The organism is Pseudoalteromonas sp. SR44-2 (assembly GCF_014163745.1).
Taxonomy (GTDB): Bacteria; Pseudomonadota; Gammaproteobacteria; order Enterobacterales; family Alteromonadaceae; genus Pseudoalteromonas; species Pseudoalteromonas distincta.
Genome location: NZ_JACJDW010000002.1, coordinates 140319 through 153384 on the forward strand (window position 1 = coordinate 140319; position 13066 = coordinate 153384).

Sequence of the window (13066 nt, forward strand, 5' to 3'; positions counted from 1 at the left end):
GTTTTTGAAACTTTGGTTACGTAGAATTCATTTAGGCCTTGCCCTTATTAGCGGACTATTTTTATTAATAGTGAGCCTAACCGGTGCTGTTATGATTTATGCAAAAGACATACAGCACCTAATAGAGCCTGCAAAATGGCAAGTAACACCCCAAAAAAACTTAATGTATTACGATGAACTTATACAAAATGTACAAGCTCAAACTAAGCAAAAAATCACCTTTTTTATGCCCGAACAAGCGCCAAACGCAGCATGGCAATTTCGGTTAGCCAATAAACGCTACGCCAGTGTTAACCCCTACTCTGGGAGTGTACTAAACGTCTATGAATCAACCGATACGATTTATGGGTTTGCTATGGGATTACATCGTTGGCTGTTGTTTGAAAACAGTAAAGGTGAGAAAACCTTTCGAAATTGGATGTCGGTGTGTGCATTGCTACTTTTAATAAATGTATTACTGGGCTTTTACTTATGGGTAAAGCCCAAAAACAGAGTTAAACGTTTAGCTATAAAACCAAAAGCCAAATTTAGAGTGCTCATGTATCAATTACATACAGTACTTGGTGTTTACTTTTTTATACCACTTATGCTGATTGCCTTTACTGGTATGGCATTTAACTGGAAAATACAAACTCAATCGGTATTAGAATTTGTGACCTTAAACAAGGTAGAACAAAGACCTAAAGCACCAAAAGTAATAACCCCTTCTCAAGCTGCTTTAAACTACAATCAAGCAATTAAAAATGCAGAGAACGTATTTCCAGACGGTAAATTATATAGAGTTTACTTACCTAAAAAGGGTGACGAAGCAATTGCACTGAGAATGCAAAACCCTGGCGAAAGCCACGCTTACAGCTGGGTTTGGACTAACCCATTTACGGGTAAAGTATTAAACTCATTTGACGCCAGTAAAACAAACTTCACAACACAAGCATGGAACTTCAAATATAAGTTTCACATTGGTGATTTTGCAGGTCCTATCGTGCAGTTTTTATGGTTATTAATAGCCCTTTCACTCGCATTTTTTATTGTAGCCGGTGTATATTTTTGGTTAAAACGCCATAAATGGAAATAAATCTCATTAACACTTGTGTCATTGGTTGATAATAATTACCATTACGTAAATTATTATCAACTAAGACACCCCATGTTAAAAACTTCGCTTTGCCTTATTGCTGTTGCAATAAGTACTAACACGTTAGCAAATGAAAATAATAAAAATGAATACAGTTCTGATCAATTTGAGCATGTCATTGTTTCAGGCAGCCGTATATCAGAAAGCATTGACGAAGTACCTGCATCTATCACCGTTATTAATCAGCAACAAATACAACAGCATTTAAAAGTAAGCTCAGAATTGGGAAGTTTACTCGCGCAAATGGTTCCAGGGCTTGCCCCAGATACAGGCAGTTCAAGTAATTCAGGACAAACGCTACGTGGCCGTGCGCCTTTAATAATGATTGATGGTGTACCGCAATCAACCCCTCTTCGTAACGGCTCTTTAGGCATAAAAACACTTGATGCAAGTGCCATAGCGCGCATTGAAGTTATAAAAGGCGCGACTTCTATTTATGGTAATGGTGCTTCAGGTGGCATTATTAACTACATAACAAAACAGGCTCGCAGTGATGGTAAGCCTGAAGGTGAAATAAGTATTTCAAGCCGCTTTAGCGCTGTTAAATTAGCAGAAAGTGGCGGCGGTAGAGTATCCGCCGCAGTAAACGGCAAGATCGATAAATTAAGCTACCTGTTAACGGCAAGCTATGAAGAAAACGGCGTGCAACGCGATGCACAGGGCGATATTTTAGGCTTACAATACGGTTTATCAGACTCTGAAACTCAAAATTACTTTACTAAACTAAGTTACGATTTTGACGACGAAAAGCAATTGCAGTTTAGCTATAACTTTTACAGCTCACAGCAAAAAACTGACTTAGGTGATATTACTGGCGATGGCAATATAGGGGAAAAAACATACGCTATTCACGTACCTAAAGAACTACAAAAGCAAGGTAAGCCGCAAGGACCCGATGGCAACGTTAATATTACTCTAAAATATGTTGACTACGCGTTGTTTGAAAACACACAAATGACCCTCGATCTTTATAAACAAGATATAGAAAACGTATTCTTTTTCTCCACTAACCTAGCTAACCTCGATGAAGGCTATACCGGTGGTCAGTCCGTTATTAAATCAGAAAAGCAAGGTGCAAGGGCTACATTTAATAGCCAGTTTGATTTTGAGAGCGTAGCAGCCACCCTAATCTACGGCATTGATGCCTTAAACGATAAAACATCACAACCTTTGGTGGATGGCCGTGTGTGGGTACCAGAAATGGATATGGAAAGTGTTGCTGGTTTTTTACAAACAAAATGGGTAATAAACGACGATATTATTGTAAAAGCAGGTGTAAGAAACGAAAGTATTGATTTGAGCGTAAGTGATTACCAAACATTAAAACTGTGTAGAACCCCTTCGCAATGCTCAGTCCCATTAAATGTGCGTGGTGATACCATAAACTATGACGCTACAACGTATAATGCAGGCATAAAATACAATTTAACAGATGCATTCAGCCCATTTTTTAGTTATTCACAGGGATCTGATATTTCTGATATTGGGCGCTTACTTCGCGCTGCAACCGTTGACGATATTGCACTTATTCAGACACAAGCCTCTATAATTGACAACTACGAAGTTGGTTTTACTTCACAGTTTGAAAACGTTCGTTTTGAATTTGCACTGTACAGAAGTACTTCAGAGCTTGGCACCAGTAATGAATTTAACGAAGTAACGGGTGTTTACGAACCCGTACGCGCACCGCAAGAAATATGGGGTTACGAAGGTTTAGTTAATTATACTATTAATCAAGATCTTAAATTAAGTGCTACATATAGCTACGTAGAAGGTAAAAACACCGAAGCGGATGAATATTTAGGGGCAAAACAAATCAGCCCGCCGAAAGCCACTGCTAATTTAACATGGCAAACCAACGAAAATTTATCACTTGCAATGAGTTTTTTATATGTAGGCGACAGAAAGCGTTTTGATAAAAATGCACAGGGCCAATACTCTGGCGATCAAGGCCCTGTTAGTAGCTACAACACATTTAACTTAAGTGGCCAATACAATGTTAACGCCAGCTGGAGTGGCTATTTTGGTATCGAAAACCTGTTCAATAGCGATTACTACCCTGCCCGCGCACAATCTTACACTTACGGCGGCTATAACATCAAAGGATTAGGCACAACGGCTACCCTAGGTGCTAAATACCAGTTTTAATTAGTAATAGACTCAATAAATAGGCATCAGCATGCCTATTTATTTAAAAAGATAATATGAAAAGCAGTATCTCTACTTATTGTTTATAAATACCTCTAGTAATCATTCTCAGATACTAATACAAATAAAAAACTGTCCATAAACCAAGCAGTAACGCAAACTTAAATAAGAATCAAAACCAATAGTAACGCAATGATTTTTATAGAGAAAACTTGCAATATAGGCTATATGTACTACACTGCATACAATTGAAATAGTTGAGGCGATTTATCATGAAAGGTAATCAAAAAGTAATCGATGCGTTTAATACATTGTTAGCTAACGAATTAGCAGCAATCGATCAGTATTTTATACACTCGCGCATGTATGACGACTGGGGTTTAAACAAACTATACGAGCGCCTTAACCACGAAATGGAAGAAGAAAAAGATCACGCAGACTGGCTTATTAAGCGCATCTTGTTTTTAGAAGGTGTACCAAATATGACTAAGCGCCGTGATTTACTTATCGGTAACGATGTAAAAAGCATGATGCAAAACGATTTAACACTAGAGCTTGAAGTAGTTGCGTGTGTTAAAGACGTCATCGCAATATGTGAAGAACAACAAGATTATCAATCTCGTAGCATTTTAGAAAAGCTGTTATTTGATACCGAAGAAGATCATGTTTACTGGTTAGAGCAACAACTTGGTCTAATTGATAAAATTGGTTCTGAAAATTATCATCAAGCACAAATGGCTTAGTAGGAGCATATTATGAAAGGCGATAAAGACGTTATTGCAGCGCTTAATAAAGTACTCGCTAATGAGCTTGTTGGTATTAACCAATACTTTTTACATGCACGTATGTTTAAAGATTTTGGCTTTACACAGCTTGATAAAGCAGACTACAAAGTATCAATTCAAAAAATGAAAAACGCTGATCGTTTAATTGAACGTATTTTGTTTTTAGAAGGCTTACCAAATCTTCAAGACCTAGGCCGATTACGTATTGGTGAAAACAGCGAAGAAATGATTGCTGCTAACATGAGTTTTGAACTCGATACTATTGACGAGTTACGAAGTGCCGTTAAACTGGCTGAAAGTAAAAAAGATTACATTACCCGTGAAGCCCTTGATCACATTTTAAATGAACAAGAAGAGCAAATTGATTGGTTAGAAACTCAACAATTGCTTATTAAAAATACGGGTATTAAAAACTACTTGCAGTCTCAACTGTAAATAGTAACAAGCATAAAAAAAGCAGCTAAAAAGCTGCTTTTTTTATATCTAAATTTTTATATGTAATTAAGCAACTTGATCCGTTACATCCGCAATTTGAATAAGTCTGCGATTAAGGATCTTTTTAGTACAACCACAACACTTACCGCATTGGCTGCCTACTTTAAGCTCTTTAGTTAATTCACGCATGGTCGTTGCACCATCGTCAATTGTTTGCTCAATTTTTTTATCAGTCACACCGTGACAAAGACAAATATACATCAATACAAACCGTGTTAATTACAATCAATAGATGCATACTAATCTAAACGACAATTGTTATCAATAGCTTCTTCACTAATAAATATAAATTATTTATTAGAATATGGTATTTGTTCTCTTAACTATATTTACCTAAAAATAAAGTTATGGAATAATGGCCGCCTCTTAGGGGAGTAGCCCGCTCAGTAATGAGTAAACTTATCAACATAATTGCACCTCATGTGCATGGTAAGTTTGTAATGTTGTAGCAAGCGTTATCGGCGAGACCTAGGTAGACACTATCCTCATGGCGGGAGATAGTTGTTTGCCTTGGTTTAGTATTCCCGCCTGTAAGAATCAATAATGGAAGTTTTTTTAACCTCAACCGTCACTGTTACACTTGCCGAAATTGGCGATAAAACCCAGCTTTTATCACTCCTGTTAGCTGCACGTTTTCGTAATAAAGGCGCACTTATTCTTGGTATTTTAGCCGCAACCTTACTCAATCATGGCCTATCAGCGTGGTTTGGGCAGTGGTTAAGCAATAGTTTTTCTTCTGAATATTTACCTTGGCTTGTAAACATCAGCTTTATTGTTGTTGGCCTTTGGCTATTAGTTCCAGATAAAGACGAAGATGTAAGTAGTAAATACGATAGCTACGGGGCTTTTTTAGTCGCTTTTGTATTATTTTTTATTGCAGAAATTGGTGATAAAACACAAATAGCGACAGTGTTGCTAGGCGCACAATATCAGTCTGTGTTTTGGGTAACGGTAGGAACCACGTTAGGTATGCTAATTGCTAACGTGCCTGTTATATATGCTGGTAATGCATTACTAAAAAGAATATCTCTAAACACCGTACGTGCTATTGCTGCTTGTGTGTTTGTGTCATTAGGTATTTATGGCTTAGTTACAATTTAATCAATATTAAAGCTCGAACCTGTTAATTCAGGTGCGAGCTTTAATTTTTTCTGCACGTTATTTATGCATTGTTTACACAGTAACACCCCTTGGTTTGCGTAATTAAAAGGTTGGAATTAAAACCTGCAGCTAAATTAGTGACCGCAGTTTCAACAAAGCCACTTCCTTGGGCACACGCTAATCCTTCAGAGAGCGGACCGGCATAAACAAACTCACCGTTTTTATTAATAATAACGGCGGCAGGCGTTGCCGGAATAACGTGTTTAAGCTTTGGTGTTAATTCAACTTGTACAACCTTCATAGCTTTATTGGCAGCAAATGAGCTTAACGATGAAATATGCGGCTTAGCCTGTATGGTGCACCCGCATTTTTTTTCTGTTATGAGCACTAACGACGCTTCATTAGTGTCAACCCAGTCCAATTGCTTTTTAAAGTTATTAAACCAGTGCTTTTGCAATAAAACTTTTGAGCTATCAAACGGTTTAAGTTGCTCTAACTGAAAATAAACTAACCCTGCAACAACACAAACAAGCCATATAGCTATAAGCGAAAATACAAGAGAGTTAGATTTATTTAAACTTGGCAATGCTTTGCTCTAATACATCAATACTTACATCGATTAACTGCACCTTAGCGGTTAACTGCTGCACTATTTGCGTATCTTGGTACTGATTTTGGCGCATAGTATCAGTACTGCTTGCTATTAACTCGGTATTACCTGCCTGCTCCGCTACAACTTGTGCAACTGAGTCAGAGCTTGAAGATACTGCGGCTATTTGCTCGCTCATTGCTGAAATATTTTCTTTCATTGCAGCACTAATACTTGTTAAATCAACTACAAAACTCACACACTGACTCATTGATTGCGTTGACGTTTTACTATTATTAACAAGATCTTTTAATGTAAGACTAATTTTATCTGTTGTTGCTTTACTGTGGTTAGCCAAAGATCTTACCTCATCAGCAACAACAGCAAAACCTCGACCGTGTTCGCCTGCGCGGGCAGCTTCAATAGCGGCATTTAAAGCAAGTAGGTTTGTTTGCTCAGCAATACCTGATATTTCATTAAGAAGCCCTGAAATAACATCGCCAGCTGCCACTAAGTGATTTATTTTTTCTTCGGTATGATTAAGCAGTGTTAACAACTCTCTACTTTTAGCGTCTGTTTGAAGCACTTCTTTTAATGCATCACCTGCAGATTGTGTAATATGGTCAACTTGGCGCTTAAGCACCTCACTTTCTTCTTCTACAAGTTTAAAGCCATTGGCAACTTGAGCGCCAGAATTAGCAATATCATCGGTTTGTTGCGTACGTTGAAACGCTCCACTCGCTAACTGATCGTGAACATCAATAAGCTCTTGTGAGTTTTTTTGCAATGATTCTGATTGAGTTTGTACCTGTTTAATAACATCAGATAAGTAATCTAGTAATGTGTTAAATCCTGCTACAGCTTCGCTTTTAGTGTCATCCGCGCGAAGAGAGAGTTTAATGTTTTCAGGATCTTTCATTATTTGTTCTGTCGCATAACTTAAAGATAAGCCCGCACGACGTTCCCGTTGCAGCGTTTTTGCAATATAGCCTGCAACTAATACTTCAACTATTGCGTATCCAGCATGAATTAGCACCGTAGTAAAAGCGAGTCTATCAGGGTCAAATACGTAAAAACCCGTATTTTGAGTTTGTAAATAATAAAAAGATAAATGATGTACCGCTACAAAAATAATAGCGGTAATAAACACTCGCCACTGTACAAACATTATAAGTACAGCCATTAAGATAAATATTTCAAAATGTACTTCGATTAACCCAAAAGCCTGCTGAATATGTAAAAAAGAAAACATCATTATTGCAGCTGCAACTACATGTGCAGTGATAGGGTTATCTGGCTGTGTTTTAAGTAACCAGATAGGGAGTAAACAAAGTGGTAGTCCAACAATAAATGCTTGGGTTAACGTCCCAAAATACAAACCAATCCCTATGGATTCAACAAATAGAAGACTAAAAATTATGATAAATAACCGAGTGACACTAGACATAAAACCCTTTAATAAAATTTGTAGTGTATTAAACACATTAATATATGTACGTCACAACACCTAAATTGGAGCAATTCTCCTAATAAATATCATCCACGTTATATAAAAATGTTCAAAGCCTTACTTAATTATAGGCAGTATTTTCTTAAACGTAGGCGTTGCAGCTTTTTTTGTCCATTGAAAAATTACTATTTCAGCGCATGAAATTACAGCTCCAGCTTGACGTAGCTGCTCAATCGCCAAATTTTTATGTTGCGGGTTTCTCGAACCAACTCCGTCGTAAACAATAATAACTTCAAAGTCATTTTCTATTAAATCTAAGCATGTTTGTAAAACACACACATGTGCTTCAGTTCCCACAACAACAACTTGCTTTTTACCATGGCTATTTAACGTATCAACAAAACCAGGCTCTGCACACGCACTAAAGTACGTTTTATGAAAATACGTGGCATTAGATAACGTATTTTTAATTTGCTGATTAGTCTCGCCCAAACCTTTCACATATTGCTCCGTTACTAAACATGGAACGCCATGAATAATACCCGCTTGAGCTAACTGCAATGTGCTTTTTAAAATATTCGGAAAATCTTTAATTACAGGAGCAAGCAACTCTTGTAAGTCTATAACTAATAACACGCTGTTTTTTGCATCAACATTAGAGAAAACCAATATACTCTCCTTCTAAGCATTTACTATTATCTGTATAGAGTAGCTCACTATTTAAAAATAGAACTTTTAGCGTTATGTATATTATTTGTAATTAAAAAATAAAAACTTATGCTATATTTACTATCTAGCTAAGCATCATCCTATCTTCCACTGAGAGTGTTTATAAGTGCGTTTGAGCAAATTTTTTTTTCATATCACCATTACTTTTTTACTATGCATCCAAAGCACTTTTGCATCACAAAACTATGCTCAGCAATTACAACGAATTTCTACTGACGAAGGCCTATCACAAAGTTACGTTTTGCAGACTCAAGAGGATGATATTGGTTATATTTGGATAGCAACCCAACAGGGTTTAAACCGTTTTGATGGATATAATGTAAAAACTTTTAGTGGCGGCTTTGGCCTAGATAAACACTATATTTATGCATTATTTAAAGCCGAAGACGGAAAAATCATTGTCTCAACAGATCTTTCTGGTGCCTATATAATAGATCCCCTCACTTTAAAAACCGAAAAAATCTATTCTGGTCAAATAGATAAAGAACAAAAAATGTTCTCTCCGATCTCTGCAATGACTCAGCAACAAGGTACTTTTTACTTCGCCATAGATGCCCAAATATATACATTTGATGAGACGAGTAAACGCTTCACATTTAAGCTAATCCTGCCAAATAAAGGTGACTACATTCGGTCATTAACAATATATAAAAACACTTTATATATTGGTACAAATGATGGTTTATACACTGCAAATATAGATAATTCAGAACTTGGAAAAATACCTCTTCATCCCCCTGAAAAAAATACGATAGATAATGTAAACGTCAAATTCTTAAGTGTTGATAATGAATTAGGATTACTTGTTGGTACTGTTGAAGGCATGTATCAATTAACATTCGATAATACCAAAAATATATCTGCAGCAAATATTACAACTTTAATTCCTGATTATAATATATGGGATTATGCCAATACTGTTTACGGGGAGTTTGTAGCAACCGAAAGTGGATTGTTCAGTTATCACCGCGAAACCAAAGAACTAGAATTCGTATTAAATTATGAAAAAAGTAAGTTTAATATTAATGAAAACTCAATAAACGATCTAATGGTTGATAAGTCCGGCGTACTTTGGCTCGCATCTAGGACCCAGGGCGTGTTTACATGGCCAATTAAAACCCGACGGTTTAAACACATTACTTTACCCGGTAACAATACTGTTCATGCCACCTACCAAGACAAAAATAATATTATTTGGTTAGGAACAGAAGATGGAATTGCACGGTACGACAAAGCAACAAATAAAAGTGATGTATACCTAAGCTCAACCGACTCAAAAGCAATATACGGGGCATCTGCCGTTTATGATATTTTTGCGTCTTCAATTGGTGATAATCAATTCCTTTGGCTTGTTACTTTCGATGGTTTTAAACTGTTTGATAAACAAACGGGTAAAATTATTGAAAATAAAGACACAGAAAAAGATGTAATTAACCAATCCAACTTATTTGGCTTTGCCCAGTTATCTGCAGACACATATGCATTTATGTCGGATGATAATTTTTATGTTTTTAATGAAACAACAGGAAAAACAAGAATTATTAAGGGACTCAAAGAGCAAGTCGATCCTTTATTTTCTTACGCTTTTTATAAACACCTCGACACACATCCTGAAGAGTTTGTACTTGGCACATCAAAAAGCTTCCTAAGGTACAACGAAAAAACGAAAACTTTAACGACTATATTTCAGTCTTTTAATCCTAAAGAAGATATTTTTTACACTGTAGAAAACTTTTACTTAGACTCAAAACGAAACATTTTATGGTTAGCAACCACTCACGAAGGTTTGCTCGGCGTTGACCCTGTTACTTATGAAAGAAAGCACTATATAGGATTAAAAAATTCGTTTAATACTGATTCTATCTATTCACTACTTCCTGATGAAAACGGCTTTTTATGGGCAAGTACCGACAATGGTCTGTATCAAATAGACCTAGATACTCTCAATGTAGTGAGTTTTTCAGTAAAAGACGGTTTGAATATAAACCAATTTACACCAATAGCGGCAGCAACACTAAGCGATGGCAGGCTTATGTTCGGTAGCAATGCTGGAGCCTTACTTCTTGACCCGATAGACTTTAATGAAGATGAACAACTACAAAAAAGTAATCTAGCCATTACTGATATTAGCCTCCTTACTAGCGAACTCAATTACAATCCTCATAAATACCTTAGCAAACCACTTGAATTAAATTATGAAGACATGGGATTGACGGTTAGCTTTTCTAACTTCTCTTACCCTAATATTGATAAAGCATATTATAAAGTAATCCTTTCAGGGCCTGCGTCTCTTACATATGAAGATTTACAATCTAATCAAGTGTTTTTCACAAAGCTTCAACCTGGTAATTACTCACTAAAAATATCAGCACATAATCGCGATGGTATTGTTACAAGCGAACCTGCAACACTTAATATCAACGTGGCCTACGCACCATGGAAGTCGCCCTTTGCTATTGTCGCCTATGTAGTTTTAATAATTGCCGTGTTGTTTTTCATTTTTTGGCAATACCGCAGCCGCCAAGTTGCAATTGAACAAGCCCATAGAGCGACTATTCATTCGCAAAAGCAAACAGAACTCGCGCTTAAAAATAATAAAAGCGGCGTATGGGATTATAACTTTAAAGACGCTTCCGTAAATACGCTCAGAGGAAGTGAATTAGGCTATACAGACTTACCTGAACGCGTGCATATAGATCAATTTTTAGCGCTTATACACCCAGACGATCGACGTCGTTTTGAAAACCAATGGGAAAACTACTTCAAGTACAAAAAACAACAAAACTGGCAAGCAACTTACCGTTTACAGCATAAAAATGGCCATTGGCTCTGGTATCAAGATACAGGGCAAGTTATATACGATCCTCAAACAAATGAGCCTCTATATGTTTCTGGCATATATACCAATATCACCGAGCAACGAGCTAATGAGCAGCAAGCAAAAATTTTAGGTGAAGCGTTTAGCCAAATAAACGATTGGTTACTTATACTCGATAAGCGTTTAATGCCATTTTCTGCGAACAATAGTTTTATTGAAACATTTTCAAACGAGCAAACGGCCACCAAAATTAGCCCTAAATTGTTTATTAAAGCAATTGGTAAAGATAAGTGCAGAGAGTTTGCTAATATTTTAAAAAAATTAAAACCAACTGAAAACTGGCAAAGTGATGTTTATATAAGAACAGCAAGAAATAACGAACACCCAATACATATAAGTGCCACAGCTGTAACAAAAGACACTGCAAGTTACTATGTGATTGTTATTACAGATTTAACTGAACAAAAACGTGCTGAAAACGAACTGCGCTATTTGGCTAATTTTGACCCTCTAACACATCTACCTAATCGTAGTTTAATGTATCAAAACATTGAAAAGGCGATTAAATATGCCGATAAAAACAATACCCAATGCGCATTATTATTTATTGATTTAGATAAGTTCAAACCTGTTAATGACTCTTTTGGTCATGCAGTAGGTGACAAGTTGTTATGTAATATTACCCAAAGAGTAAGCGGCATGCTTAGCGAAGACGCTATACTTGGCCGCCAAAGTGGTGATGAATTTTTAGTGCTGATTCAAAATATAAAATCACTCCAATCTCTTCGCGATACCGTAAGAAAAATTAGTAATGAATTAGCTAATAAAGTAATTATTGAAGACTTTTCTATTAATATTTCAGCAAGTATTGGCGTAGCTCTGTACCCATTCGATGCTGTAACCACAGATATACTCATCCGTAATGCCGATGTTGCAATGATGCACGCTAAGCAAGGCGGGAGAAACGACTTTAAGTTTTTTAGCGATGAAATGAATGAGCTAATAAAACAAAAGTTACTGCTTGAAAATGATTTAAAAGATGCAGTAAAAGACAACCGATTTTTTAATCACTACCAGCCTATTATCGACATAGAAGAGAAAACAATAAATGGCGTGGAGTTACTCATGCGCTGGAAAAATGAAGGCCAGTTAATATCTCCAGCTCTTTTTATTCCTGTAGCTGAGGAAACCGGTTTAATAGAACTTCTTACTGAGCAAGCCTTGCACCGTTCACTAATTGAACTTGCACCTATACTCAGCGAAAACCCGTTGTTTTATATATCTTTAAACTTATCGCCTAAACACATTTTAAAAACAAACATAACACAGCGGTTAATGGCTATATTAGCGGACTCTCAAGTTCATCCAAGACAATTAAGGCTCGAAATAACAGAGAGTATTTTATTAGAAGATAAGCTTAAAGCAGCCAAACAGCTGCAAAACCTAAAAGCTGCTGGGTTTAAATTACTGCTTGACGATTTTGGTACAGGATACTCATCACTCACCTACTTAAGCCAATTCCCTATTAATGTTATTAAGATAGATCAAAGCTTTGTAAATAGTATTGGTATAGATAAGGGAGATGAATCAATTATTAAAACTATTTTTTCATTGGCAGAAAACTTAGATCTATACTGCATTGCAGAAGGAGTAGAAATGCGCGAACAGATGCTCTTTTTAGCCGAGGTTGGCTGCCATGTATTACAGGGTTATTACTTTGCAAAACCAATGAATGCTAAAGACTTACGTAAAAGCGATTGTTTTAGCAATATCATTGATTTGATTTGATTTGATTTGATTTGAAACATTAAAAGCG

The 13066-nt window shown here is 36.4% G+C and carries 10 protein-coding genes; 6 read left to right on the plus strand and 4 right to left on the minus strand.

What is annotated here, in order from left to right; all coding sequences use genetic code 11:
- The first annotated feature begins 4 nt into the window (after nt 1–4).
- The 4 genes from H5115_RS01900 to bfr (H5115_RS01915) all read left to right on the plus strand — a co-directional run bounded on the left by H5115_RS01900 (nt 5) and on the right by bfr (H5115_RS01915) (nt 4503).
- Nucleotides 5–1075, plus strand: a complete 1071-nt coding sequence (locus tag H5115_RS01900; protein ID WP_182753347.1) for a PepSY domain-containing protein — start codon at nt 5–7, stop codon at nt 1073–1075.
- Nucleotides 1076–1147: 72 nt separating this feature from the next.
- Complete coding sequence (locus H5115_RS01905; RefSeq protein WP_182753349.1) at nt 1148–3283, plus strand: TonB-dependent receptor; 2136 nt, start codon at nt 1148–1150, stop codon at nt 3281–3283.
- A 272-nt stretch (nt 3284–3555) separates the two neighbouring features.
- Nucleotides 3556–4026 carry a bacterioferritin gene (gene bfr / locus H5115_RS01910; protein WP_002958985.1) on the plus strand — a complete coding sequence of 157 codons (471 nt, stop codon included), beginning with the start codon at nt 3556–3558 and terminating at the stop codon, nt 4024–4026.
- Nucleotides 4027–4038: 12 nt separating this feature from the next.
- Entirely contained in the window at nt 4039–4503 is a 465-nt protein-coding gene (gene bfr, locus H5115_RS01915; protein WP_002958984.1) for a bacterioferritin, read from the plus strand.
- 66 nt (nt 4504–4569) lie between these two features.
- Here the strand turns inward: bfr (H5115_RS01915) and H5115_RS01920 are convergent, their stop codons facing one another.
- The gene (locus tag H5115_RS01920) at nt 4570–4764 is read right to left on the minus strand and encodes a (2Fe-2S)-binding protein (protein WP_002960627.1); all 195 of its coding nucleotides are present in this window, start codon (nt 4762–4764) and stop codon (nt 4570–4572) included.
- A 342-nt stretch (nt 4765–5106) separates the two neighbouring features.
- On the opposite strand from H5115_RS01920, the gene H5115_RS01925 reads away from it, so the two are divergent.
- Complete coding sequence (locus tag H5115_RS01925) at nt 5107–5664, plus strand: TMEM165/GDT1 family protein (protein ID WP_024597356.1); 558 nt, start codon at nt 5107–5109, stop codon at nt 5662–5664.
- Nucleotides 5665–5725: 61 nt separating this feature from the next.
- On the opposite strand, the gene H5115_RS01930 is transcribed toward H5115_RS01925, so the two are convergent.
- From H5115_RS01930 to H5115_RS01940, 3 genes are all read right to left on the minus strand, one after another.
- Nucleotides 5726–6250 carry a DUF6436 domain-containing protein gene (locus tag H5115_RS01930; RefSeq protein WP_182753350.1) on the minus strand — a complete coding sequence of 175 codons (525 nt, stop codon included), beginning with the start codon at nt 6248–6250 and terminating at the stop codon, nt 5726–5728.
- Nucleotides 6234–7700 carry a methyl-accepting chemotaxis protein gene (locus H5115_RS01935; protein ID WP_182753352.1) on the minus strand — a complete coding sequence of 489 codons (1467 nt, stop codon included), beginning with the start codon at nt 7698–7700 and terminating at the stop codon, nt 6234–6236. Before H5115_RS01935 ends, H5115_RS01930 begins: the two co-directional genes overlap by 17 nt.
- A 120-nt stretch (nt 7701–7820) precedes the next feature.
- Nucleotides 7821–8372, minus strand: a complete 552-nt coding sequence (locus H5115_RS01940; protein WP_182753353.1) for an isochorismatase family protein — start codon at nt 8370–8372, stop codon at nt 7821–7823.
- Nucleotides 8373–8538: 166 nt separating this feature from the next.
- Here H5115_RS01940 and H5115_RS01945 point away from each other — a divergent pair, with 166 nt between their 5' ends.
- Nucleotides 8539–13038, plus strand: a complete 4500-nt coding sequence (locus tag H5115_RS01945) for an EAL domain-containing protein (RefSeq protein ID WP_182753354.1) — start codon at nt 8539–8541, stop codon at nt 13036–13038.
- Nucleotides 13039–13066 lie beyond the last annotated feature (28 nt).

Excerpts from the sequence above, each read along its gene's own strand:
- H5115_RS01905 (WP_182753349.1), top strand. The coding sequence starts at position 1,148 with ATGTTAAAAACTTCGCTTTGCCTTATTGCTGTTGCAATAAGTACTAAC.
- bfr (WP_002958985.1), top strand. The coding sequence starts at position 3,556 with ATGAAAGGTAATCAAAAAGTAATCGATGCGTTTAATACATTGTTAGCT.
- bfr (WP_002958984.1), top strand. The coding sequence starts at position 4,039 with ATGAAAGGCGATAAAGACGTTATTGCAGCGCTTAATAAAGTACTCGCT.
- H5115_RS01920 (WP_002960627.1), bottom strand. The coding sequence starts at position 4,764 with ATGTATATTTGTCTTTGTCACGGTGTGACTGATAAAAAAATTGAGCAA.
- H5115_RS01925 (WP_024597356.1), top strand. The coding sequence starts at position 5,107 with ATGGAAGTTTTTTTAACCTCAACCGTCACTGTTACACTTGCCGAAATT.
- H5115_RS01935 (WP_182753352.1), bottom strand. The coding sequence starts at position 7,700 with ATGTCTAGTGTCACTCGGTTATTTATCATAATTTTTAGTCTTCTATTT.